Origin of the sequence: Spirosoma endophyticum, assembly GCF_900112365.1 — a bacterium.
GTDB classification, from domain to species: Bacteria; Bacteroidota; Bacteroidia; order Cytophagales; family Spirosomataceae; genus Spirosoma; species Spirosoma endophyticum.
Window position 1 is genome coordinate 84562 of sequence record NZ_FOLQ01000014.1, and the last position, 24344, is coordinate 108905.

General features: G+C 47.2%; 20 protein-coding genes and 2 tRNA genes. 9 read left to right on the forward strand and 13 right to left on the reverse strand.

Annotated features, from left to right (window positions below):
- The first annotated feature begins 31 nt into the window (after positions 1 to 31).
- Entirely contained in the window at positions 32 to 1243 is a 1212-nt protein-coding gene (locus tag BM202_RS25920) for a glycosyltransferase family 4 protein (protein WP_093831668.1), read from the forward strand.
- A 234-nt stretch (positions 1244 to 1477) separates the two neighbouring features.
- The gene (locus tag BM202_RS25925; protein WP_093831670.1) at positions 1478 to 1762 is read left to right on the forward strand and encodes an osmoprotectant transporter permease; all 285 of its coding nucleotides are present in this window, start codon (positions 1478 to 1480) and stop codon (positions 1760 to 1762) included.
- 84 nt (positions 1763 to 1846) lie between these two features.
- Here BM202_RS25925 and BM202_RS25930 read toward each other — a convergent pair whose 3' ends face one another.
- The gene (locus tag BM202_RS25930; RefSeq protein WP_093831672.1) at positions 1847 to 3379 is read right to left on the reverse strand and encodes a malate:quinone oxidoreductase; all 1533 of its coding nucleotides are present in this window, start codon (positions 3377 to 3379) and stop codon (positions 1847 to 1849) included.
- Between the two features lie 258 nt (positions 3380 to 3637).
- Here BM202_RS25930 and BM202_RS25935 point away from each other — a divergent pair, with 258 nt between their 5' ends.
- The 3 genes from BM202_RS25935 to BM202_RS25940 all read left to right on the forward strand — a co-directional run bounded on the left by BM202_RS25935 (position 3638) and on the right by BM202_RS25940 (position 5571).
- Complete coding sequence (locus tag BM202_RS25935; protein ID WP_093831674.1) at positions 3638 to 4582, forward strand: DUF2279 domain-containing protein; 945 nt, start codon at positions 3638 to 3640, stop codon at positions 4580 to 4582.
- A gap of 343 nt (positions 4583 to 4925) precedes the next feature.
- On the forward strand, positions 4926 to 5102 hold the full coding sequence (locus BM202_RS37365) for a hypothetical protein (protein WP_177236680.1): 177 nt from the start codon (positions 4926 to 4928) through the stop codon (positions 5100 to 5102).
- A 61-nt stretch (positions 5103 to 5163) separates the two neighbouring features.
- Positions 5164 to 5571 (forward strand): DUF4332 domain-containing protein, encoded by a 408-nt coding sequence (locus BM202_RS25940; RefSeq protein ID WP_093831676.1) that lies wholly within the window; start codon positions 5164 to 5166, stop codon positions 5569 to 5571.
- A gap of 89 nt (positions 5572 to 5660) precedes the next feature.
- Here the strand turns inward: BM202_RS25940 and cdaA are convergent, their stop codons facing one another.
- From cdaA to BM202_RS25975, 7 genes are all read right to left on the reverse strand, one after another.
- On the reverse strand, positions 5661 to 6464 hold the full coding sequence (gene cdaA, locus BM202_RS25945) for a diadenylate cyclase CdaA (protein ID WP_093831678.1): 804 nt from the start codon (positions 6462 to 6464) through the stop codon (positions 5661 to 5663).
- Between the two features lie 113 nt (positions 6465 to 6577).
- Entirely contained in the window at positions 6578 to 7522 is a 945-nt protein-coding gene (locus BM202_RS25950; protein WP_245776791.1) for a ribonuclease Z, read from the reverse strand.
- A 49-nt stretch (positions 7523 to 7571) separates the two neighbouring features.
- Complete coding sequence (locus BM202_RS25955; protein ID WP_093831682.1) at positions 7572 to 7988, reverse strand: STAS domain-containing protein; 417 nt, start codon at positions 7986 to 7988, stop codon at positions 7572 to 7574.
- 71 nt (positions 7989 to 8059) lie between these two features.
- A complete protein-coding gene (locus BM202_RS25960) occupies positions 8060 to 8998 on the reverse strand; it encodes a phosphoribosylaminoimidazolesuccinocarboxamide synthase (protein ID WP_093831684.1) in 939 nt (312 codons plus the stop codon).
- A gap of 125 nt (positions 8999 to 9123) precedes the next feature.
- Positions 9124 to 10299 (reverse strand): acetyl-CoA C-acyltransferase, encoded by a 1176-nt coding sequence (locus BM202_RS25965; protein WP_093831686.1) that lies wholly within the window; start codon positions 10297 to 10299, stop codon positions 9124 to 9126.
- A gap of 36 nt (positions 10300 to 10335) precedes the next feature.
- Positions 10336 to 11031 (reverse strand): tetratricopeptide repeat protein, encoded by a 696-nt coding sequence (locus tag BM202_RS25970; protein ID WP_093831788.1) that lies wholly within the window; start codon positions 11029 to 11031, stop codon positions 10336 to 10338.
- A gap of 51 nt (positions 11032 to 11082) precedes the next feature.
- Entirely contained in the window at positions 11083 to 12045 is a 963-nt protein-coding gene (locus tag BM202_RS25975) for a vWA domain-containing protein (RefSeq protein ID WP_093831688.1), read from the reverse strand.
- A gap of 168 nt (positions 12046 to 12213) precedes the next feature.
- On the opposite strand from BM202_RS25975, the gene BM202_RS25980 reads away from it, so the two are divergent.
- A tRNA-Ser gene (locus BM202_RS25980) sits at positions 12214 to 12300 on the forward strand.
- Positions 12301 to 12319: 19 nt separating this feature from the next.
- Positions 12320 to 12393 (forward strand) — tRNA-Pro (locus tag BM202_RS25985).
- Between the two features lie 370 nt (positions 12394 to 12763).
- Here BM202_RS25985 and BM202_RS25990 read toward each other — a convergent pair.
- The 3 genes from BM202_RS25990 to BM202_RS26000 all read right to left on the reverse strand — a co-directional run bounded on the left by BM202_RS25990 (position 12764) and on the right by BM202_RS26000 (position 16404).
- Complete coding sequence (locus BM202_RS25990; RefSeq protein WP_093831690.1) at positions 12764 to 14698, reverse strand: hypothetical protein; 1935 nt, start codon at positions 14696 to 14698, stop codon at positions 12764 to 12766.
- A 37-nt stretch (positions 14699 to 14735) separates the two neighbouring features.
- The gene (locus BM202_RS25995; protein ID WP_093831692.1) at positions 14736 to 15686 is read right to left on the reverse strand and encodes a glycosyltransferase; all 951 of its coding nucleotides are present in this window, start codon (positions 15684 to 15686) and stop codon (positions 14736 to 14738) included.
- A 517-nt stretch (positions 15687 to 16203) separates the two neighbouring features.
- Positions 16204 to 16404, reverse strand: coding sequence for a hypothetical protein (locus tag BM202_RS26000; protein ID WP_093831694.1), 201 nt, complete (start codon positions 16402 to 16404; stop codon positions 16204 to 16206).
- Positions 16405 to 16808: 404 nt separating this feature from the next.
- Here BM202_RS26000 and BM202_RS26005 point away from each other — a divergent pair, with 404 nt between their 5' ends.
- Positions 16809 to 18374 carry a hypothetical protein gene (locus tag BM202_RS26005; RefSeq protein ID WP_093831696.1) on the forward strand — a complete coding sequence of 522 codons (1566 nt, stop codon included), beginning with the start codon at positions 16809 to 16811 and terminating at the stop codon, positions 18372 to 18374.
- Positions 18375 to 18685: 311 nt separating this feature from the next.
- The gene (locus BM202_RS36745; RefSeq protein ID WP_142774611.1) at positions 18686 to 18853 is read left to right on the forward strand and encodes a lmo0937 family membrane protein; all 168 of its coding nucleotides are present in this window, start codon (positions 18686 to 18688) and stop codon (positions 18851 to 18853) included.
- A gap of 462 nt (positions 18854 to 19315) precedes the next feature.
- Here the strand turns inward: BM202_RS36745 and BM202_RS26010 are convergent, their stop codons facing one another.
- Positions 19316 to 23395 carry an Ig-like domain-containing protein gene (locus BM202_RS26010; RefSeq protein WP_245776786.1) on the reverse strand — a complete coding sequence of 1360 codons (4080 nt, stop codon included), beginning with the start codon at positions 23393 to 23395 and terminating at the stop codon, positions 19316 to 19318.
- A 716-nt stretch (positions 23396 to 24111) separates the two neighbouring features.
- Positions 24112 to 24333 (reverse strand): hypothetical protein, encoded by a 222-nt coding sequence (locus tag BM202_RS36750; RefSeq protein ID WP_177236681.1) that lies wholly within the window; start codon positions 24331 to 24333, stop codon positions 24112 to 24114.
- Between the last annotated feature and the right edge of the window lie 11 nt (positions 24334 to 24344).

Here is a 24344-nt window from a genome sequence, read left to right on the forward strand (position 1 = left end):
TGCTCGATATTCGTATCTAAAAGCCCTTCTCATGAACATTGACTTATTTATAGCTTATATACAACATAAATGGAATGACGACTTATTTACGCTCGGGCTCTATCAGTGTATTCTTTCCTTATTGGTTGCCTGTTTCGTTTCAGTCGTAGCCATTCCTGTAGTTATCAAGATTTCCGAGCTGAAATCGCTGATGGAAAAACCCGGCGAACGTAGATCCCATTCTACACCAACGCCAACGTTTGGGGGAATTGCCATCTTCGCAGCGATTCTGATTGCTTATTTCCTGTGGCCAAGTATTGATCAGACGGATATCTACCGGACTAACCTTTCGGTTGCGGGTATGACCATCCTGTTCTTCATCGGGATCAAAGATGATCTTGTTGGTATTGACCCGACCAAAAAGATTCTGTTTCAGGTACTTGCCGCCATGATCCTGATTTTCTTTGGCGATTTACGTGTCGATTACCTGTATGGAATTATGGGTTTTCACCACATCGAAACGGCTGTTAGTATTTTATTGACCTGTTTTATTTTCATTGCCCTAACGAACGCTATTAATTTAATTGACGGCATTGATGGATTGGCGGGAGGCATTGCTACCATTGCCAGTGGTACGTTTGGTGGGTGGTTTCTGTTGACCAACCATTTTACGATGGCCTGCCTGGCGTTTACTTTAACCGGGGCGCTCATCGGTTTCCTTCGGTTCAATTTCTCTAAAACCAGCAAAATTTTCATGGGCAATACGGGTTCCCTGATTATTGGCTTTATGCTGGCTTTTTTCGCCATTCGGTTTGTTAGCCTCAATGCTTCCTATCGGTATGAACCAACGGCTTTTTTCAATGCCCCCATCATCGCCATTGTCATTCTGATCGTTCCTATTTTTGATACGTTACGGGTATTTCTGGTTCGGATTCTGGCCGGACGGTCACCGTTCTCGGCCGACCGGAATCACATGCACCATATTTTACTCGATAACGGATTGTCGCATGCGCGGGCAACCGCCGTGCTGTGTGGCGCTTCGCTGCTCAACACGATTATGTTCTTTTTATTACACCGAAACATATCCAATACGTTGTCGCTGGTGATTCTGGGTTGTTTGTTCGGTTTATATATGTTTTTGAGTTTTGCGCTTAAAATGCGAATCATCTACGTTTCGACTCACCCACGTCTCCGAAAGGCCGTAATGCGCCGGGAATTCCAGCAAAACATTGCCAGACGCCGACGTATTGTTGACTATTTATAAGCAACTATTTCATCTTTGAAAAGCCCTTTAGTGAATCTAAAGGGCTTTTTGTATTTATAGAATCTCCAGGTATTCCTTTAAAGCTACTCAGTATTGTCTCAGCACTACCCGTTGTTAACCGGGAGTAGGTCAGCTTTCACAGCCCATATACATTTGCATCAAGGCACATCGTCATGAACGAGAGGTGTACGCTTTATCCACAGCTGTTCAGGTTAAATTTACTAAGCCTTTCTCATGTATTTCTTTTGGATATTGTGGGGTATCGATGCCATTGTTGGGCTTGTTGTTCTTTATTTCTTTTTTGAAGGGTTGTCTGATGGCACCGTTTCTTCATTCAACGGTGGCTTGTGGTTTATGATGCTGGCGGGCTTATCGGCTGTGCTGTTGGGAAGTATCTATTTACAGTCACATCAGAATTTTATGTGGGCAAAAATTTTGGCGGGCTTATTAGCCATACCAGGTTTGTTATTTGGCCTGTTCTTCCTGATCTTAATTCTGTCTGGCACCCGTTGGAATTGATAAGTTAGGGTATAAAACCAACTACGCTAAAATGCAAAAAACGGAAGACTGTCTTCCGTTTTTTGCATTTTATCATCAGGGAAATTACCGTGTTACTTCGGGTATGGAATCAACCGTAGTTAATCCCAGCACTTCGCTTGTGTGCTTCCGAAGCTCCTGACCAAGCGCAGGGTTGTTCGCCAAAATTTGCCCGAAGGAAGGAATCATTTCTTTTAATTTCTGCTGCCAGGCGTCAGTGGCAAGTTGCTCAGGGAAACACCGTTTGAGCAGGTCGAGCATAATCGAAACCGCTGTCGATGCGCCCGGTGAAGCCCCCAGCAGAGCCGCGATACTCCCGTCTGCCGCACTGACCACTTCAGTGCCAAATTCGAGTACACCCCCTTCGTGTTCGTCTTTCTTAATGACCTGCACCCGCTGCCCGGCAATCTCGAGTTCCCAATCGTCCATTTGGGCGTTGGGATAATACTCCCGCAACGCGTTCAGCCGATCATCCGGCGATTGCATAACCTGCTGGATGAGGTATTTCGTCAGGCCAACATTATGAAGGCCTGCCATGAGCATAGGGGCCATATTACTCAATTGAATCGACTTGGGAAGGTCCATGTAGGAGCCGCTCTTCAGGAATTTAGTCGAAAAGCCAGCGTACGGCCCAAATAGAAGTTCCCGCTTTCCATCAATCATACGGGTATCCAAGTGGGGTACCGACATTGGTGGCGCACCAACTGAAGCTTTTCCGTACACTTTTGCCTGATGCCGCTCTACTACGTCACGGTTAACGCATTTGAGCCATTGCCCACTTACGGGGAAACCGCCAAATCCTCTGCTTTCTGGAATGTCTGATTTTTCGAGCAACCGTAACGAACCACCGCCCGCTCCAATGAACAGAAACTGAGTCTGTACGTCGCGAACGTGATTCGTTGTTACGTTCTCCACCCGTATTTTCCAGCCACCCAACGACTTGGAACGCCATAAATCACGTACATCATGAGCAAAGTACAAGTGAACCCCTGGCATATCGTACAGACGGCGGAACATAGCCCGCGTCAGTGCACCGAAATTCACGTCTGTTCCAATGTCCATGCGGGTTGCGGCTACAGCCTGGGCAGGGTCCCGATCGTCCATAACAAGCGGCATCCAGTCTGCCAGTTGCGATGGGTCTTCGGAATACTGCATGCCGTGGAAAAGGTAATTTTGCTGAAGGGCATCGTAACGCTTATGTAGGTATGCTACGTTGTCGTCGCCCCACACAAAGCTCATGTGTGGAATGGAGCGAATAAAATTAGGCGCGTCGCTGAGGAAGCCCTGTTGAACAAGGTAGGCCCAGAACTGCTTCGATTGCTCAAACGATTCGGCAATCTTGATGGCTTTCGACGGATCAATTGTACCGTCGGCCTGTTCGGGGGTATAGTTTAGTTCACAGAAGGCCGAGTGGCCAGTACCTGCGTTATTCCAGGCGTCAGAACTCTCAGCGGCTGCACTATCGAGCCGCTCATAGATATCAATCGTTATGTCGGGTTGCAACTCTTTGAGCAATACGCCAAGAGTCGCACTCATGATCCCTGCCCCGATCAATACTACGTCGGGACCTTTTTGGGTAGATTTCTTGCTTTTCGCCATGATGTAAGTAGGCCGTGTGTATTCGTATATATGTACAAAGTTGGGGCCAAGGATGTTCTGAAACCAAGCTTTTTCCTAAGTTTTGTTAGCCAACGTATGCGCTACCTCACTTGTAAACTAATGCGGCTGAATTACTTGCTAGATATTCACGAATGATTGCAAAAATCATAGAACGTAACCTCGATAGCTAGATAACATCTACTTACACAGATGCAGCATGAACGCGATCGAACCACCGAATTTTGATAATTTTAGCGCATGATAGACCGCATTCGGACGGTAGGCTTACTTATTTTATGCATTCTCCTGCTTAGCCAGTCCATTCAGGCGCAAACTACGCCGATAATGCCCGCTGCTCCCGATCCGGCGGGCATTAATCAGGGACGATTTATTGGTGTAGTGCTGGGTACGGCTGCTTTTTATACCATTACGTTGCTCATGCTACGTAAGCAATGGTATAAAAAAAAGGTCCCTTTTCACTCATTCAACGACAATGCCGAGTGGCTCCAGATGGATAAAGTCGGTCATGCCGCTACGGCCTATTGTATGAGCCGTGGCGGCTATGAACTAATGCGCTGGAGCGGGGTTGACGAACGAGCCAGTATACTAACGGGTGGCCTGTTAGCCTTGCTGTTCCAGACTACACTGGAAGTGTATGACGGACATTCCGAAGGCTGGGGGTTTTCTAAAGGCGATATGTTCGCTAACGTTGCTGGAACCGCCCTGTTTGTAGGACAGCAATTTGGCCCTGGACAGCAGGTAGTGAGCCTGAAATACGGTTTCCGAAAAACGATTTTTCCGCCTTATCGCCCCAACGTATTGGGGAAAACGACCGGCGTGCAGATGCTTAAAGATTATAATGCGCAGCAGTACTGGCTGTCGGTTAATCTGGCGTCGGTGCTGCCGGTGGGCCCCTCATTTCCGCGCTGGCTCAATCTGGATCTGGGGTATAGTGGCAGTGGTATGATTGGTGGACACGAAAATCCACCTGTATTTGATCAACATGGCAAAGAGGTAAAATTTGAGCGATATCGTCAATTCTTTATTTCCCCCGACGCTGATTTATCCCGCATCAATGCGTTTTCGCCTTCACTACAACGCTTTATTGGTACGGCCCAGTTTTTCAAGATCCCTGCTCCGTCGCTGGAGTTTAATCGGGTAAACGGCCTGCGGTTTCACCCACTTATTCTACCAAAAGAATGAGTGAAAGAACGAATGAGCGAAAGCGTGAAAACAACTAGCTATTTTTCACGCGTTTGCTCATTCGTTCTTTCATTTACAGCCATTGAAACTTCCGAATCCTACTAAACTGCCTGAACAGGCATTTTACTGTCAATGGTTGCGTTTGCCAGTTTGTTTGAATTTTTTGGATTCACTATAAGCATCTTTATAGACTAACTTTTTACTACATTTACAATAAGCTTTGGGTTAATATCCAACTACTTAGTGAGCGAATTAAGTACATTTACTAAGTTTCTTATCTGTCCTTGTGATCAGGCTATTTACATTTGTCGGATATAATGTCTAACAAGGTAGAAAAGAACGTATGACATTTGAAGAGTATTTAACTCAGAAAAAAATTAACGTCGACCAGTTTCAGCAAGCTCAACCCGTTCAATATGCTGAATGGCAGCGCGAATTCATGCAGATGCATCCAGAGAGTTTTACCGCTCAGAAGAAATTTCTTCTAAACGACACTCGAAGAAAGTACCTTGTTCGTTAAATGTGTATCAAATGGTCTGAAAATCAGGCGACTTTCCACCTATTAACCTCTATTTTTCTATATGAGCCTTACATTAGGAGAATTACGCGGTATTACAAATAGCGTTCTGAACGCCTTGAAAGCACAGGGTATCAGTGACAGTGATTCGCTACTTGACGCTACCAAAACCCCATCGGACCGCAAAAGCCTGGCTTCGGCAACCAGCGTCGATGGGGCTATTATTCTAGAACTGGCAAATCGTGCCGACCTGGCCCGCATAAAAGGCATTGGTCGGGTTTATAGCGATCTTATGGAAGAAGCTGGCGTGGATACGGTAAAAGAACTGGCTACACGTGTACCCGCCAATTTGCACGCTAAATTGATTGAAATAAATAAAGTTCGGCAATTCACCCAACGTCCACCGTCGGTTGAACAGGTCGCTGATTTTGTCGAGCAGGCGAAAGCGCTGCCCCGAATGCTGGAGTATTAGAAAAAGTGAGGAACCAGTTACAATCAGAAAGCCAGTGTGTTTCGCACTGGCTTTCTGATTGTAAGAAACGTAGTAATCAATAAAAAAAGCTACCGAACGGGCTCGTGCAAGTAACGTTCTAATCGACTCTCCAGCTCAGGCTGGCTTAGGCTGGTAAATAGCTCGCCGTTTATCGCCAGCGCTAACCGCCCGCTCTCTTCCGAAACGGCGATCACCGCTGCGTCCGTAGCTTCACTCATGCCCAGGGCAGCCCGGTGACGGAAACCCAGCGAAGGCGGCAATTCATCATCCTCCGATACGGGTAGAATGCAGCGGGCCGCCCGAATGCGCCCCTCACTAATGATAACCGCTCCGTCGTGAAGTGGGCTATACTGGCTGAAAATAGCCAGCAACAAAGGTTTCGATACGTCGGCGTCAATTACTTCACCCGACTGGGCGAATTTTTCCAGGTCATCATTCCGCTGAAGCACCAACAGGCCACCCGAGAACTCAGCCCCCAGTGTTTTACAAGTATCCAGAATTGGTTTCAAGGGTGTATAGGAATCCACGGTATCGGAGTCGCGCAGCAGCCAGCGCCGAATTCGCCGGCTATTGGTCAGATTGGTTGATTTGCCGATAAGCAACAAAAAACGCCGGATTTCGTGCTGGAAAATGATAATTAAGGCCAGTGCCCCAACGCTGATGAAGTATTCCAGAATGGTGGTCATCAGGTTCAGGCCAAGTGCCTTCACCAGAAGATATGCCAGATATACCAGCAAATACCCGACAAATACCCGGCTGGCGACGCTTCCCCGAACGAGGTTGTAAATCTGATAAATCAGTAACGCTACTAACCCAATGTCAAGCAGGTCGAGCCAACCAATGTCTAAAAATCCCAGGCGATAAGCCAGCATGAATAAATCAATAAAGTTTCGGGGCTAAAGATAAACAGAATCCTGCCGACACGCTTCATATTATGAGTTAATGCAATCCTGATACCTGGCCCTTTTTTTATCTTCAGAATGCGTCACACATGAGTAGTCTCGCCTTCGATAGCCAGATACGTTTCCGGGAAAACTGCCCGGGCTTCGTCTAAAAACAAGTCAAATTGCTTGTACCGGGAGGAAAAATGCCCGATCAAAAGCCGACCAACTTCGGCTTTGGCGGCAATCATAGCGGCTTGTTTAGCCGTTGAATGATATACCTCGGCGGCCCGTTGCGCATTGTCCTCCATAAACGTTGCTTCGTGATAGAGCAAATCGACGCCGTGTAGTTGCGGAATCAATTCTTCAACGTAGCGCGTGTCTGAACAGAACGCGTAGGAGCGGGGGGCTGGCGCCGATTCGGTATACTCGCTGGCTGCGTAAAGTAATTTGCCATCTGCGTCCAGAATGTTCTCTCCATTTTTGAGCTGTTTCAGGTAAGCTACCGGTACGTCGTCGGGTAACTTATCCCGTAACAGATGGGGCTTATGAGGCTTTTCCCGAAATAGGTAACCGGTGCAGTCAATACGGTGCTGAAGTGGGATCGACTGCACGGTCATTTGTGGATGATCAAGCAGGAGCGCGGGCTCACTTGGATCAACAACTTGAAAATGAAGTCTGTAGCCCAGCCGAGAGTCTGACACCCGAAAAATAGTTGTCAGCACTTCATCCAGGCCACGTGGACCAAATAAAAACAAGTCTTCGGTACGCCCAGCCAGATTCAGCGATGATAGGAGCGGGGCCAGCCCAAAATAATGATCGCCATGAAGATGGCTAATGAAAATATACCGTAGTCGTCCCGGCCTGATACGTTGCTCGATAAGCCTGAGTTGTGTGCCTTCGCCACAATCAATCAGCACATAGTCATTACCAATGCTCAATAACTGCGCTGTTTGGTGGAGTCGCAACGAAGGCGTAGCGGAGCCTGCCCCCAGAATTGTGAGCGCAAAAGGAAAAGGAACGGGTCGGAGCGTTTGTGTTTCAGTCATTTCGTCAGAAAAGTGGTCAGAATCATCCACCACCGGTGTTACGGCCGATTCAGGCTTCGTCACGACCAACACTGCCTCCGACGTCGTACTCGTCATCTTCTTCGCTGCGAAAATCGTTCTCTAATTCGTTCATGAACACGGCATCGATCGCTTCTTCCACCGTTGGCAGAATAGTGAGGTCGCTGAGGTTTGCTTTATCTAACGACTCGATCAGGTCGTCGTCTTTAGTAACGACTATCAACAGGCCGACTTCATTGGTACATTGCCGGTTCACTTTACGGAGTGTAGTCACTCCGGCCGAATCGACCGACAGTACCGGGGCCATATCGACAATAATGTTGCTGTATCCTTCCCGGAATAAACCACGGCTTAATGTCTCAAAATCAGTAGCTACTTCGCCCCCAAACTCTTTTTCCGCTAACCGGATCAGGGAGTATTGTTCGTTTTTCTCAATGGTATAATTCATAGCATCAGGCAATGGGTGACAGATAAGGCAAAATAAACCAGGGTTTTTGATAGACCAATCATTAATAGAGTTTACTCACGAATGGCGCGTAAGATATTGGTTTCAATACGCGAAAGAGGATCGGTAGCGTCATTAGCCTGAAAACGTTGACCCGTAACAGTCTCGAATAGTTCGATGTAACGAGTTGTGATCTGCTTCACCCATTCATCCGACATCACCGGTATGGTTTGGCCGCTCTTACCCTGAAAACCGTTTTCGATAAGCCATTCTCTAACGAATTCTTTCGACAATTGTTTTTGGGTTCGACCGGCTTGTTGGTTTTCGGCATACGTATCGGCATAAAAATAGCGCGACGAGTCTGGCGTGTGTACTTCGTCTATCAAATAAACCTTGCCATTCAGGTTGCCAAACTCATATTTAGTATCGACAAGGATTAGCCCTTGTTCGGCGGCCATAGCCGTACCCCGTTCAAACAGAGCCAGCGCGTAGCGTTCCAACTGTACATAACCACTCTCCTGAACAATACCCCGTTCAAGTATTTCAGCGCGGCTAATATCTTCGTCGTGCCCTTCATGGGCTTTGGTCGAAGGTGTAATAATGGGCGTCGGTAGTCGGTCGTTTTCACGCAGACCATCCGGTAAGGCAACCCCACAAAGTGTTCGATGTCCATCGCGGTATTGACGCCAGGCATGTCCTGCCAGATACCCCCGTACCACCATCTCAACAGCGTAGGGTTCGCACTTCAGGCCAATGCTCACATTTGGGTCGGGTACTTCGAGCAGCCAGTTTGGTACAATATCGACGGTAGCTTCCAGAAAGTAAGCCGCCGTTTGGTTCAATACCTGCCCTTTGAACGGAATAGGGCGGGGCAACACTACGTCGAAAGCCGAAATCCGATCGGAGGCAATCATAACAAGTTTGTCCGGGAATGCATACACATCCCGTACTTTGCCGCGGTAAAATCCCGTTTGGCCGGGAAATTGAAAATTGGTTTCCTGAATGGCGTTCATTTATTTAAATTTTCGGTTCAAGGTTTAGGGTTTTCAGTTTACGGTTTTCGGCGGTTCCTATCGAAAGTAAATAGGGCGTCAGCCCACCGTAATCACAAACTGAAAACCGAATACAACAACCCAGCTTACAGTTTTTCAATAACAAGAGCAGAGGCACCACCGCCCCCATTGCAAATGCCCACGGCTCCATACCGACCACCGTTTTGGGCCAATACGTTGGTAAGCGTCGTGACAATCCGGGCGCCCGACGCGCCCAATGGATGGCCAATAGAAACCGCGCCACCAAATACGTTCAGTTTTTCCTGTGGTACATCCAGCATTTTGCTAAAGACCAGCGGCACAACAGAAAAGGCCTCGTTCACTTCAAAAAAATCAATATCGCTGGCTTTCAACCCCGCACGTTCGAGCGCTAGCGGTACCGCCTTGGTAGGAGCCGTTGTGAACCACTGGGGTTCCTGCTCAGCGTCGGCATAGGCTAAAATACGGGCCATCGGTTTCAGTCCCAACTCATCCGCTTTCCGGCGGCTCATGAGAACCAAGGCCGAAGCACCATCACTGATGGGCGACGAACTGGCAGGCGTAACGGTGCCATCGGGCGTAAACGCGGCTTTCAGTGTCGGAATTTTGTCGTAAATAACGTTTTTATATTCTTCATCTTCGCTCACTGTAACACTTCCTTTGCGGCCTGCCACCTCAACAGGCACAATTTCAGCGCCAAACCGGCCACTTTGTGTACTGGCTTCGGCGCGTCGATAGGATTGCACGGTGTAGGCATCCTGAGCCTCGCGGCTAATGTCATATGTCCGGGCCGTTTGATCGGCAAAAACACCCATCGCACACTGGTCGTAGGCATCTACCAGGCCATCGCGGGCCAGGCCATCGACTAGTTCTGCATTGCCGTACTTATAGCCAAAACGAGCTTTAGGGACGTAGTAAGGTGTATTTGACATACTTTCCATACCTCCGGCTACTATCACATCGGCCAGCCCCAGCTGAATCGACTGAGCAGCTAACATAATTGCTTTGGTGCCTGAAGCGCACACTTTATTGATGGTCGTACAAGGAATATTAGCAGGCAGACCCGCTTTCAGGGCTGCCTGTTTAGCTGGCGCTTGTCCAACATTCGCCGACACTACGTTCCCCATGTATATTTCCTGCACCTGATCGGGCTGTACATTGGCGCGACTCAGCGCTCCCCGAATGGCCGCAGCGCCTAAATCCGTTGCGGATAGAGTTGATAGAACGCCACCAAAACCACCAATGGGTGTTCGGACAGCAGAAATAATTACGACTTCGTTCATGTGGTTTTGTTGTTTATAACTCTTTATCTGGTCGTATTACCAGCGTTTTGCATCGGCGGTCGGCTTCGTTGCTGACCGTCGGGCTGAGCGCGTTAAGGCATACGGCAGATCGTCGCCCTGCATGGCATCCAGTAGTTGCAGCGCCTGCTCTTCACTTAGATTCAGGCGTTGAAACCGACGTAGCAACTCATCCTGTCGGGCCGATTGCTCAACTTGTTGCCCACCCGACGGACGGGGCCTGTTAACCAATTGTGGTTTACGGCTGGCCGGATTTTGTTGCCGCTTGTTGGCGGGCTTTTTGCCTGAATAGTACGTTTTGACTAACTCAAAATTATACCGGGCTGGTTCATTATCGGCGTTTTCGAGCAGGGCCTGCTGAAATAATGTCAGCGCCGTGGCACTATCGCCTTCGAGACAGGTAATAACACCCAACTGCGTGGCAGCTGCTGTCCGTAGATCGGGGCGATCGGACCGGAGCAGTGTCTCATATTGCGGTCTCGCTTTACGGTATTGCTTCAGTTGGAAATACGTATGGCCTAAATTTAATCGTACGGCTGGATCGATGGTTGTTGTCGTGCGACTTAGATAGCTATACAACTGTAACGCACGGGTATACTGGCCTGCCTCATAAGCCGCCTGAGCTTCCTGACGCGCCTGGTTGTTACGTGAAACCTGGTTCATCGAAAACAGATTGTTCCACCAGAGCCAGGCAGTAATGATGAGGTAAATCATGGTGACAAAACGAACGGCGAGCCAAAAATAAGACGAAACCGTGAGATGCACTCACAGTCGGAACGTTCGGATGGTTATAATCAGATCAAGAACCAGCAATCCGAGGGCCGCCAGCAGAAAGTAATAGTATTTATTTGTCGAAACTGCCACGCGATGCTGGTCAATTACCCGACCCTTTAAGGACCGCAAAATGCCCGCTAACTCATTTACATAACGACCATTTGCATCGGCTTCTACGTATTGACCGCGTCCGTCGCGGGCCAGTTCCTGCAAAAAAGTCCGGTTCAGGCTACTCCGAACAATTTGCCGATCGGTGTCACGTACAAAATCGCGTCCTTCCCGAATTGACGACCCGGCTTCCGTGCCAACACCGACTGTAATAAGTGGCAAACCCGCCAGGCGCAGCCGAGCCAGTTCACTACGTTCGCAGGAACCGAAATTCTCACCATCGCTGAATAACACAATGGCTTTAACGCTTCGATAAGTTGAGGAGTCGGTTATGAATTTCTGTCGGGCCAGCTCAATCGCCCGACATAAGTCGGTGCCACCCGTTGGCGAAACACTCGTATGTACTTCGCGCATAAACTGTTTAAGTGCATTCTGATCATCGGTAAGCGGAGATAGGACGAACGACTCCGAAGCTGCCAGAATAAGGCCGAACCGCTCGGCGGGCAACGTATCGCACAATTGCTGAATGTCATACTTTACCCGTTCCAGGCGAGTGGGTACTACGTCGCCCGCGTCCATCGAGCGCGATATATCGACAATCAGGAACGTATCGTGGCCTGTGGTGATCAACTCGCCCTCCGCTTCGCCGAATGATGGTCCGAGCAGCGCAATGATCAATAATGTAAGGTAACTGCCCCGTAGAAAAAACTTGGGCACTACGCCCCATGCTGACGTATTCAACTGGCGAGCCAACCGAAATGTGCGCCAGATATAGAGCGTATAGAGAATAATAAACAGCCCGATAAAAATAATTTCGGTTCTGGAAAAAGAATATAACCAGTTCATTAAAGACGATTATCCACCTGATGCTGACCCGGTTCAGCCAGCGAATGGGTTACAGTAGAAGGGCCGAAATTAGCGATTGTAAAAAGATTTTTTGGTGTGCGATTTGCGAAAACACGGTTTTTCCCTACCTTTGTATCCCAATCGTTCAGGAAGGGAATGGTTGGCTTCGGAGAGATGCCTGAGTGGCCGAAAGGAACAGTTTGCTAAACTGTCGTACTGGTAACGGTACCGAGGGTTCGAATCCCTCTCTCTCCGCTGAGTAAGAGTAAACCTTCGGGGTGTAGCGTAGCCCGGTATCGCGCCTGCTTTGGGAGCAGGAGGTCGTAGGTTCGAATCCTGCCACCCCGACATTTAAAGTCCCAAATAATCAGCCAGTTAGTCGAAAGATTAACTGGCTTTTTTATGTTTTACTATTTCCGGTTTGCACGACGGTTTGCGATTTTGTGCAATCGCTTTATTCATTAGCCAAATTGCAACCAAGCGTGGATGCCCATATAATGGATGTAAAAAAACATTTGTCTAGGCTCCCACTTTTACCATTTTCGCCACTATTTTAAGCATGTCATACAGTACACGGTATTATTCCTGGCTCTTTCTGGCCTTTTATTGATTCGTTCAAGTAATTAGTGAAACCGCCGAATCACCTTTTTCATAACGGCGTTCCAGCTTTTGTTCAATCTCATTTGACGGCGTACCCACCACTAAAATGAGTATGACATCAAAGTTTGTATGAGCAGTTGCACGAAAACTGAATTGATTGGCCCAAGGAAGGGCTTAGGCTTTTACGAATGCCTGCGGACTTGGGAATGAATACAATACGCCCCGCCCCTGGTACTTCAGTAGCAGCTACAGGTCGCCCAAAGTGTTTATAAAAATCCTCAACGCACGATTTTGGCAGCAAGTCAATGCATAGATTGATACCGGCAAAGTCATTGTATTGATAGAATTGCTCAAAGAAGCGCCACTGCTGGTCTGTCAGGCAGGTGGTTAGTTGATTGGCTATTAGAAATTCTTCCCTGTCAGCATGATTCAGTAAGGACGGCCAGCCTGCCTTTAGAAATGGCTCAACCTGCGTTTTGTGTAATCGGCCGAAATACTGACCTACAGTCTTCTTACCATGAAAACGCTGCAAGGCGTAAAGAGTATTCGTACGATTATATAAGGGACACAAGCCATCCATAGCACCGATCCCATTCCCGCCTGTAACGCAAAATGGCCAATCCAGTACAGCTTCACCCGGTTGTTGTTTGACCTGGTTCATGTAGGGCTCAAACGACTCCAGAAAGTAGTAGGGCTTCAACTGGTATCGAAAACTATAGACGGAAAAGGCTTCTATCAGGCCGATCATCACTAAGCCCGCCATAAAGATCGGTCGTAAACGCCCGTTCCAATGAAGCGCAAATAGTATTAGAATAACAGGATAGGCAATGGTTACGCGGGAGGGGATTCGATTGAAGCGGTCCCAGGGAAAAATTTGCAGTATTGGCGCCTGGATGGGATGATATAAGGCATGCATTACGCCAAAGATCAGAAAGGGTACATAGGCCCAGCGAATCGGTTTGCGGGTATCCCAGAAGCCTAGAATCCCCAGAATAAGCAGGAACCAACCGGCACTGCCCGCTCCATTGCCTTCGGACATATCGTGCAGATAGGCCCCAAGTTGATTATTAGCCGGATTGAACCCTGGTAAGTAAGGCATCAGCAGCCGGAGTGGATGAACCCAGCCATGCCCGCCCGCAAAGCGATCGGTAAAGACAAACGAATTTGCCTGCGTAGCGACCTCAATCAGTAGGGGCACATACAATAAGGCTAAGACAACCATTGCGGCTATCAAAGCAATACACAAGCGAGCATGGCTTTTAAATTCTTGTTGCCATCTAATAATCATCTGGCTAATTTGTTGCGCTGGCTTACCGGGTGAGCGAAATAAGCGCCAACCTATTACCGCAGCAACAAATAGTGCATTCAGGGTGAATGAACTTAGTGCATAGCCCAATATGTACCCTACATCATGTCCTAGACAAAGAGTTAGCAATAAACCTTTTACTAACAAAAAACGGAGGCTAATCCGTTCACGTAACACGACTTGCCTGGTCAGCAGAAAGTCGGTTAGCATGCTTAGTACAGTCCAGTGAATTATAGCATAGGCGTAGTGACCCGGATATTTGTTAAGCGCATAAAAATTGAAAAAACAGATCAGGAAGCCAGCCAGCATTGCCCGTAATGGCCCATAGTTTTTTTGTAGCAATAAATAAGTCCCCGAACTAAGCCAAAATAAGCTAAGCAGGTAATACATGTTTAACCAGGGACCGTTTCCCAAAAAACGGTAGCAGATGGCATACCAGAAGTTTTGCTCAAATGCCCATCCCTGAAAAACATGGTTAGTCCCATAGGGATAAAACGTTTGATCATTAACCCAATTAATATGAGGTAGCGGAGTAAACGATAAATTTTTGGCTACATAGTACCCCATGTAGTCCCATTGATCGGTATCACCGGCGTTTATCTCGGCTAGTGGTCCACTGAAATTACGGACAAAAAAAAGGCCGTATAACAATGTAAGTAGGCCGAAGAAAATAATCACAACCCGATCAGAAAGCCAAGGTGCGTACCGGCTATCGGCGGGGCAAGGATCGAAGTAAGCGAGTTTCATTCGTGAATAAGTCTGAGGCTTCTTTACGCTATGTTAATTACTTGATCTTCTCTACCCGCTCAATAAAATCCTGAAATTGTTTGGCCGGGATGAATTGAGCCTGTGTGCGCGTTGAGAGCACAATAAAGACGAGTAATAATGAAATAAGCAGCGCTTGTAAAATGATGATAAACAGTAACGTAGCTAAATAGATTGCCCAGCCGGGCACGGCTGTACTGGTAAAGAGTCGAAAGAAAGCGATAACGGCAATCCCCACCGCAGAGGCAGATATCATTACGACACAAAATAAGACTAATCGTACGGCAGCGGTGTCCATCAACACGGACACCGCACTCAACCCGTGAAGAATAAGTGAGACAAATTTCATTTTCGACTCGCCTGCCAGTCGACGGCCTCTTTCTATTGGTACATCGGCATAGGGTAACTTTGACCGAATCACTCCGCCTGGATAGTTATTCCAGGTTTCTGAAACATGCGTCAGCTTTTTTAACTGTGAGGCCGGAATAAAACTAAAATTTCCAAAAGTGATGACTTTGCCAGTCAATAGTCTAAAGGCCGTTTTGTAAAATATGTAGAATAGGCGGAAGGTTAAGCTTTCATGGCGTTTGGAGCGGTGGGCAAAAATAATGGAGCCAGGATTGTCGGTTCCCACGTGTATAAGCTTGACGATATCTTCCGGAAGATCCTCACCGTCGGAATCCATGACGATTGTTGGAAAAGTCTCCGTTTTACTGGCTAGATAAGCCAGGCCTAATACAATGGCTTTTTGATGTCCGACATTTCGGTACAGCCGTAGTATTGATAATGATTCTCCTACATTCGTTGGCAAACTAGCGTAATTGATAGTAGAACAATCATCTACGAGTAAAAAATGTAATCGTCTTTGTAGAGACGCGTCTAAAACCAGTTTGATACGTTCAATGAGAAGACTGACTGCCTCCCAATCGTTGAATAGAGGGATAACAACATTAATGCGTTCTGAAAACATGAATAAATTGAAAAAGGTGTGGATAGAAACTAGGGTAAGCAAGTATCAGATTATAGACCTGCTTGCAAAGGGATAGGGTCCACTATCGTTAACTTTTGGGATAACTTCCTGCCGAATCGAATGCTTGGCTGCTCTATGAACTTATACGACAAGTAGGCACAAGCAGAAATGCCTATGAAAGTATATAGGGTAAGGCTTTTCATAACCGATAAAGTGACAGTAAGACAACTAGTTACTGATTTGCAATAGATGTAAGCTGGCTGATTTATTAAGCGGGCGTGAAAAAGCACTGAATCGACAAGAATTCAGGGTAAGTGGTAAGCTGAACTTACGACGAAGCACCCAATCGACTCTTCGCTGCTCCATAGGTCAATCGAAGCATCGTTAACGCCTGCGTATTATCTTAATCGTAAGTTGGTTCGGACTTGACTATCATCAATCATTCAACAGATTTGTTGTGCGGCTTGGTCAATGCATGCAACCCGCAATAGTCTAACCCGTACATCAAAAGAAGATATTATGCTGGCTTATCGGCCAGCTTCTTCACATCATCACTATTGACTAGTTCCGACATCTGACGTTTATCTCCATCGGGTTGGACTTTGAGTTTGCCCGATGACATCCAGGCAATCACGGTTGCCTTGTATGATTTGCGCGTAATGCCATTTTTGACGGGTGTGACGATCACCCGATCCCCCGGCGCAATGACTCGGTTCATAATCTAGCTGCCTCAGTTATTATTTAGCTGTCAATATATCTTCCCAGCGGGTGGTGTATCACTTACAGAGATACTTCTGCTTCATTTATACCCTCACTTTTTAGTGACTATCTTAACAGTAGTGACGCTCTCTGAAAGTTATAAAAAAGCAGAAAGCCTACTAATGATCATATAGATAAGGGAAAGCAGGTTATAACAATGGCTCATTTATCAGCAGCTAGGCCTGGCGGGCTTACAAACTGAAACAGCAAGCCGTCTAAAACAGGCCAAGTTCAGGCAGTTAACCACGTATCATCCTGTTAACTTCTTTTTTAATTAATTATTAATAAGAAAGATTGCTTATTGTATGGATAATCTTTTAAACAAGTAACAAATATTAATTAACTCTATATTCAATCAACCGGATGAAGCACAACTCCCTAAAAGCAACGTGGTTATTGAGTGCCATTCTACTGATCCTCTTGGCCAGTAGCTTAATTGCCTCGTTATTTTTTAAAGAGAAATGGTTGTGGATGGATGAAGTATTGAGTTATGTGTTGATTTCTGATGCTTCGGATAGTCACCTTAAGGCAGCCTTAGTGAGCGGCATGGATGCCAATCCGCCCGTCTTTCCTAACCTGTATTGGTTGATCAGCCATCTCATTAGCCTGAACCCCCAGTTTTTACGAGCCGTATCAGTTGTCCTATTTGCAGGGACGATCGCCTATTTTTTCGTTTTTGTTACCCGACTCCTGGGTACGCCCAGGACAAATTTTGTGCTCATTAGCCTGTTTACTGGGTTAACTTACCTAAACTTGACGCTGTCGACCCAGATTCGTACCTATGCGCTGTTTTTGCTGATCGGTCTGGTTTACTTCATCATCATCCACCGGCTCATCACTTCACCCAGCCGCCTGAAGCTGTTAGGACTCCATATCCTGGTAGGAACCCTGCTGGTGTTTACGCACAATTTTGGGCTGTTTTATTTGGCCGCTTCAGGTGCCTTTTTTGGTTTGTTATGGCTCTGGTCAAGGGAACGCTCCTACCTGTGGGTGCTGAGTACGTATAGCCTCATCGGGCTGCTGTGGTTTGCGATCTGGTACCCCAGTTTCAGCGTTCAGACATTGGCCGGAAAGCCCCATTCCTGGATTCCATTGCCAACATTTCTATCGTTTTTTCGGACTGTGGGTGAGTTAGCGCCCAATTTATCATCAACCCTGGAACGCAGTCCGGGATTTGAGTTCCTGGCTGTTTTACGCTTTCTGTTCATTTTGGCTCTGTTTCTTTATCTGTCCCTTCCCCGGTTAAAAGATGGATTTAAGGCAATGATTCAGGATAAAGCCTTTGGCTTCTTTTTACTGGCAGGCTTTATTTATTTTACGACGATAGCCATTTCCCTAACGGTAAGTTTTGTGCATACCTCCGTTTTCATTAGCCGCTATCTGTGGCCCAGTCATCTACTGGTAATCTATCAACTGGTGTATGCCTTTTATCAATTGACAGGGGAGCGTAGGGTCACCTGGCTAGCCCGATTGTTGCCGGTCTACGTCGTGTTACTGGCGCTGTTTGTGTTTTACCAAAATCGAAAGGTTGTTATTTTTCCCAGTAGGGTGTTGAGTCACTTACACCAACTCGATCAGCGCTATCCGGTCCTCATCGAGTCGGCTGATTATTTTCTGCCGATCTGGTTCCACCACCAGGTGACTCATCCCCGCTATCTGCTCGATTGGGAAACGGCCTCGGTCAGGGATAATATCTTAAGTGCTACCGTTGAATTTAATATCCTGACGGCTTTGCGCGAAAAGTACAAGGTCTACAATGTGATCACCCGACAGGGTTTCAATAAGGTGAGCATGCCCCATTTTTACGTCATTGATGAAACCAGTCATTATCAGATTGAACACTTTTTAGCCAACGGCCAGGTACATATCATTCGTGAACTTCCCATTTCAATTGCCGGCCACCGCTTACTGGAATGCCGTTTCGACTAGGTTTTCCATTCTGTATTTAAACAGAAACCTAATCGCCTATGCTATCACACCAGTGAGCCTACGGGCCACCTCAATAGACCAGTTCCGTTAATCGTCGGAGTTACAGTTGTTCTTCAAGGTGACAAAGGAGCCTCACTGCCTGACATGAATAAGCCATTCGACTGAAAAGGCCTACTAGCTCCCCCACCTATTTACCCTGATTCGGTTAGATACAGCAATGGATTGGCCGATAATCGAATGTAATAACATTTTGACAACCCCCTAGTTAGTATCTCGATTACACCTAATTTCACTTATAAACTTTTACCATCATGGGCAATCTTCTCTATACCATCGCTGTGGTATTGATTATCATCTGGCTACTAGGCTTCCTGGGTGTTTTGGGCGCTGGCATAGCCGCTAGCGGACTCATCCATATTCTCTTAGTGATTGCTGTCATCGCCATTATTTTTCGGTTGATTCAAGGCCGAAGCGTCTAGGGATTTTAGTAGACCTTCCTGTCAAGGCAGGATACCCTGGCTGCTTGGCGGTCGGGGTGTTTTGTTTAGTGGACGCAAAGGATGCTACGCTTCATCATCCCCTTTATATTTTCCAGGCCTTTTGATTAGTGGGGACCGAGGAAGAAAATTACTTACCTTGGAATTGAAAAACTTATAGAGCAATGGAAGAGCAACAGTTAGTAATATGGGGGCCAGGTGGGCCAGCAATGGTGTACAGTTCCATTATGGAACGCTTCGGGTTGAAGCAAGGGTAGCGGATTGAAAATGCAGCCTTGTTCGAGCAGGTTATAGATGAGAACATTAACCAGAGTCGGGCCGCTTGTAGTATCGAAGCCCAACGTAATAGAGTGGAGTGTGAGGCTTGCGGCTCATGATCAACTCTGATTTAAAATGAAAACGGTTCTGTCATCATGACAGAACCGTTTTCATTTTAAGCTGACATTAAAGCTTTACAATTCGTTTGGATGCGGTTCGATCCCCAACCCGGATCTGTAAGACGTAGGTACCCGATGGATGTTGATGTAGCAAAAGCGTTGAGGTTGCCAGCCGTGTTTCTTGCCGTACCACTCGTTGACCAGTTAGATCGGTCAATTCTAAAATGGCCGTCTGACTAGATAACAGGCCTTGAATATGAACTGTCACCGTGTTTGAGCTTGGGACTGGATATATCTCTACTGCATCTGCTAAAGACGGATCGTCAACCGCCAGAAGAGGGAATACGGTTATTGTAGCTTTCCGATTTGACATTGTCCCAGCACCACAGCCATTACTCACACTGGTCAACAAATAAGCGGTGGTTTTGGTCGGTCTGAGGTCAAGCTTAGTAGGGTTCATACTGGTCGATACAGTTTCTGGGTTACCCAAACCTGTCGCGGTGCTGTCCCGATAAACAAAACTCCAAGGGCCATCTCCCGTAAAGCTTACCGAGAGTTGGGCGGGTTGACCTTCATAGATCGTCTGACTACTCGGCATGCTCGCGGTGGCCTTGGCCTGAATCGTCAGTAAGGAAGGACTCCGACTACCATTGATGGGAATTTTAGGATTGGTTGCTATCACACGCACCCAATACGAACCAGCCACAGTACTGCTCGAAATCGTCCCCGTTATCTGCCCATTACTTTCCTGGCTGTTTACGGCATCCACGAACGTAGCCTGAGTGGGATCGCCTTCCGCTTTTGCCAGTTGCAATTTAAAAGCACTACCTGGATTAAAGTTGCCGGTTGTCGAAAACGGCGTAGTTAAATTGCTGCCTGCGCAAAGTGTGGTGCTGGTGAATGCTTGCGTTTGAATGGCGGGTATCGTCACCGTAATCGTTGCTACAGCGCCATTGCCGGGTAATCCCACTCCGCACTTGTTGGCGATTTCTTCCACCTGATACGTTGTTGTGCGCTCCGGCATGACCAGAATCGTCGTGTCTTTGATGCTGGTTAAATTGGATAGGTTGGTGATTTTATAGCGATACGGACCAACGCCGGTGAACGACAATTTGAGCGGCACTTCCATACCTAGATTCACAGTAGTCGTTCCCAAAATAGACATTGTCGGTGGTGTTTGAACGAAGACTTTGATGGGCACTTTGGAACTTTCACAGGTATTGGTTCCCGTTTGGCTCACGTAATAAATATCGCCTTCGGGCTTGATGGTAGCGTTCAGGGTTGGCGGTGTAGGGGCGGTGGTTGTTACATTGCCATAAGGATCAGTCCACTTCAGAACAGATCCCGTCGAAGCACTCGCTTCAAGGGATACTGGGGGCGATCCCAGACACAATTCAACCGTCGTTTTGTTCACCGTTGGGACGGGCGTGGTGAGGACATCTACCGATAGCGTGGCTTTAGGGCTTGCACAGCCATCAACAGTCTGGGTCACCTGAAAGGAGAAGGATGCACCCTTATCCGTATTAATGATGGGAGTCGAATCAAACTTACTGCCATCTAAATTGTACCAGGTTAACGGACCGGTACTGGTAGCAACAACTGGTTCCGAGGGGGCAAATTGGCAGAGATTCCGTTGCGTGACGCCTGGTGCTTGTGGTAGCCCCTTGACTGTTGCGACTAAACTGGCACGTGGCCCTTCGCAACTTTCCTGGCTCTGACTCACGTAGTAGATTGTCTGGCCCGGCTGCGAGGTATTCAGGGTCGGAGTCATGCTTGATCCACCTACACCAGTTTCAGTCGAATACCAAAGTAGATTTGTGCCATTAGCCTCCAGCTTAGGCGCTGGATCATTCTGGCAAACGGAAATAGCAGACGTACCTGGCGCACCAGGGATTGGATTAGTCGTGACTTTGATTTCAGCTCTGGCACTTTCGCAGCCCCCTGCTGTTTGGGTGACAAAATAACTCGTCGTACCCGGCGAGTCGGTTGAGGGGATGGGGGCCGAACCAATGTTTTTGCCAGACTCATCATACCATCTAAGCCCATTTCCAGATGCTGTTAATGCAGAAGCCGATATCTTTTGGCAATAGCTGAAGGCACTCGTGACACTCGGGGCCGCCGGGCCTGGTGTAACGGTGACGGTGATTTCTGCCCGCTCGCTTTCACAGTCGTTTACTTTCTGGGCAACGTAATACTTGAATGTGCCGGGTGTATCTGTTGATGGCTTTGTAGCGGAAAATTCGGGTGAACCACCTGTCGCGTTAGTGCCGTACCATACTAAGGAAGCTCCTCCTATGGTAGTCGAAGCACTAAGTGGTATACCGGTCTGGAACTGGCAAAACGTAGCTGTGCTGGTCGGAACGATGGGTTTAGTGGGTCGGGCACTGACCTCAACATTCAGATAAGTAACGCCAGCATTGTTAGTCGCACATCCCTTGGTAGGATCATTGGGCACAGAACGCATTGTATAAGAAAGCGTACCTGGTACATTGGTATCTGGTATGGGTGGAGTTTTTGTAGTTGTACTGCCAAAGGAGTAATCTACATAAAAATTCTCGGGTGGGGCGCTATGTCCCTTTTCGTTAAGCGGTAGCGCCTTGTCGCCTTGACAATAGCCTATTTTACCCAAGAAGGGGCTACTGGGATTGACTGGTGTTGGTCCGTAGAGTGGTCTATATAATGTCCTTACTAAGGTTGGCGATTTATCACTTTCACATCCATTTACAATCTGAGATGCATAATAAGTTTGCTCACTGATTGGATATTTATACCCTGCATCCGAGGGTTCATATGACTTAGGAAGGTCAAAATGTACGTTTGTTGGATCACTCGTGATAACGAGTATCCCCGGACTAGGCGTCAAGTCACTATTGTATAGCTTTGGCATAGCACCTGCTTGTATTTTCACATAAACTGGCGTAGAAAAATCATTGGCTATTCTACGCTGGCAAGTCAGGATTAATGATTCAAGGCTAGGTGAAACAGGCTTGGCAGTTACAGTTACGTTGATGGCTGTCCGGGGGCCTTCGCAGTTACCAACGGATTGACTGACGTAGTAACTTTTCGTCCCAACAGCATTTGTGACTGGTGTTATTGAAGCACTGGCTGTACCTCCCGATGGGACATCATACCATTTCAAGTTTGACCCCGAAGCCGTGAGTGGTTGGGCTTGTGTGCTTTGACAAAGCGTCACATTGGCATTCTGTACAATTGGGGCCGAAGGAATGCCGTTTACTGTCACGGGCAGAGCAATTCGCTGGCTTTCACAACTACCGCTAATGGTTTGACTAACGTAGTAATTGATAGTCCCAATGGTTGTTGTTGAAGGTGTTGGGCCATTGGGTGAGCTGGTACCCCCTGTGGCTGCGGTATACCAGTTTAAAGAACCACCACTGGCAGCAATCGCCGTAAGTGGATTAGCGGGTAAACCCTGACAGTAGTTAACTGCCGACACCGTAGGAGCAGGTGCTGCTGCTTTTACTTCCACGGTAATTTCAGCCCGTTCGCTATCACAATTACCCAGTTGCTGCCCTACATAATACTTAAATGTCCCTGCCGTATTCGTTGAAGGTTGCGGTGCAACGGTTGATCTAATACCCCCGGTTGCATCAGTGCCATACCATACTAACGACGCACCATCGATTGTAGTGGAAGCAGTTAGTGAACTGGCTTGTTGAAACTGGCAATAGGTGATGGTGCTGGCTGGAACAGTAGGTTTACTAGGCCGGTAATTAACTTTTACGGAAAGAAAGGTCAACGTCGCGTTTACGTTTGGGCACCCCTTCGTAGCATCATTGGGCACTGAACGCATCGTGTAAACCGTGTTATTAGGCACGCTCGTATTGGGTACTGGTGGCGTTCGGGTGGTTGTGCTGTTAAAGCCGTATTCGACACTGTAATTAGTTGGTGGTGGACCATGAAACTGGCTTATTGGAGAAGCATTATCTCCCTGACAAAGGTTTACTATGCCTAAACCATTCGGCGTTGGGCCATATACGGGTGTATACAAGGTTCTTACCAATGTGGGCGCTCGATCACTTTCGCATCCATCGACAACCTGCGTGGCATAAAGGGTCTGCTCACTAACAGGATATTTATATCCGCTATCACTACTTTCAGGAAATGGCTTAAGCAGTTCGAAATACATACGGGTAGGATCGCCCGTTTTTACTAATTGGCTTGAATTAGGAGTGAGGTCAGCATTATATAACTTTGCTGAAGCACCCGCTTGAATAGTTACATAAATAGACGTGGAAAGATCATTGGCTATTCGTCGTTGACACGTTAGGATAAGTGCGTCAAGGGTTAGGGGGGCAGGCTTTGCCTTTACTGTTAAAATAGATGAGCTGGGCGTGCCGACAAACACTGGATTTTTGGTTACTAGCCTGACTCGGTAGGTGTTTCCTGCGGGTGTGCTAGCTGGAATGGTGGCCCTGAGCGTAATTATGCGATTTTGGGTGGAGTTGCTAACTACTACCGATGGTATCTCAGAGTAGCTACTACCATTGGAAGAAAATTCTACGGCGAAAGTGCCTGTTACGTTTTGATACGTCCCGCTTACCTCGAAATCTGAACCTGGGCAAATGGAGGTGACAGGTAACGTATTAGTAGTTAAAGTAGTTGTCTGAGCCAGAGTTGGCGATAGGCAGGCAAAACAAAAAATAACTAATAAACTGCTGAAAAGATTAAGCCGCAGAGCATAGGAATATGAAGGCAAAAAGGCCTGACGTAAAGGATGAATCATACAAGTTAAAGTTGAATGTGGATATATGAATAAGTAACCAAAAATACTTTATATTGACCAGATTGACGCGAAATAAAGTACAAATTGTATATTCGGTAAATTTGCTGCTCTTATTAAGATTACATAGGTAATGAAAAATGGAAGAGTCGCAACTCACGCTGTCTGGAGGCTATATGAAAATCCTCATCTGCTACGCTGTATAGAACAACCACAGCAAGCAGGCTGGCAATGGCTAAATAAACAACACAAACGGTGAGAAAGTAATGATGATAGAACGTATTGCCAGTATGTTCAGCAGGCATGTTAAACAGATGAGCATACGCAATAGCAAGTGTCATCAAGAGAAAGGAGA

Bases quoted from the DNA above. Each gene is read 5' to 3' on its own strand.
- BM202_RS25920 (WP_093831668.1), top strand. From the start codon at position 32: ATGAACATTGACTTATTTATAGCTTATATACAACATAAATGGAATGAC.
- BM202_RS25925 (WP_093831670.1), top strand. From the start codon at position 1,478: ATGTATTTCTTTTGGATATTGTGGGGTATCGATGCCATTGTTGGGCTT.
- BM202_RS25930 (WP_093831672.1), bottom strand. From the start codon at position 3,379: ATGGCGAAAAGCAAGAAATCTACCCAAAAAGGTCCCGACGTAGTATTG.
- BM202_RS25935 (WP_093831674.1), top strand. From the start codon at position 3,638: ATGATAGACCGCATTCGGACGGTAGGCTTACTTATTTTATGCATTCTC.
- BM202_RS37365 (WP_177236680.1), top strand. From the start codon at position 4,926: ATGACATTTGAAGAGTATTTAACTCAGAAAAAAATTAACGTCGACCAG.
- BM202_RS25940 (WP_093831676.1), top strand. From the start codon at position 5,164: ATGAGCCTTACATTAGGAGAATTACGCGGTATTACAAATAGCGTTCTG.
- cdaA (WP_093831678.1), bottom strand. From the start codon at position 6,464: ATGCTGGCTTATCGCCTGGGATTTTTAGACATTGGTTGGCTCGACCTG.
- BM202_RS25950 (WP_245776791.1), bottom strand. From the start codon at position 7,522: ATGACTGAAACACAAACGCTCCGACCCGTTCCTTTTCCTTTTGCGCTC.
- BM202_RS25955 (WP_093831682.1), bottom strand. From the start codon at position 7,988: ATGAATTATACCATTGAGAAAAACGAACAATACTCCCTGATCCGGTTA.
- BM202_RS25960 (WP_093831684.1), bottom strand. From the start codon at position 8,998: ATGAACGCCATTCAGGAAACCAATTTTCAATTTCCCGGCCAAACGGGA.
- BM202_RS25965 (WP_093831686.1), bottom strand. From the start codon at position 10,299: ATGAACGAAGTCGTAATTATTTCTGCTGTCCGAACACCCATTGGTGGT.
- BM202_RS25970 (WP_093831788.1), bottom strand. From the start codon at position 11,031: ATGATTTACCTCATCATTACTGCCTGGCTCTGGTGGAACAATCTGTTT.
- BM202_RS25975 (WP_093831688.1), bottom strand. From the start codon at position 12,045: ATGAACTGGTTATATTCTTTTTCCAGAACCGAAATTATTTTTATCGGG.
- BM202_RS25990 (WP_093831690.1), bottom strand. From the start codon at position 14,698: ATGAAACTCGCTTACTTCGATCCTTGCCCCGCCGATAGCCGGTACGCA.
- BM202_RS25995 (WP_093831692.1), bottom strand. From the start codon at position 15,686: ATGTTTTCAGAACGCATTAATGTTGTTATCCCTCTATTCAACGATTGG.
- BM202_RS26000 (WP_093831694.1), bottom strand. From the start codon at position 16,404: ATGAACCGAGTCATTGCGCCGGGGGATCGGGTGATCGTCACACCCGTC.
- BM202_RS26005 (WP_093831696.1), top strand. From the start codon at position 16,809: ATGAAGCACAACTCCCTAAAAGCAACGTGGTTATTGAGTGCCATTCTA.
- BM202_RS36745 (WP_142774611.1), top strand. From the start codon at position 18,686: ATGGGCAATCTTCTCTATACCATCGCTGTGGTATTGATTATCATCTGG.
- BM202_RS26010 (WP_245776786.1), bottom strand. From the start codon at position 23,395: ATGTATTTCGAACTGCTTAAGCCATTTCCTGAAAGTAGTGATAGCGGA.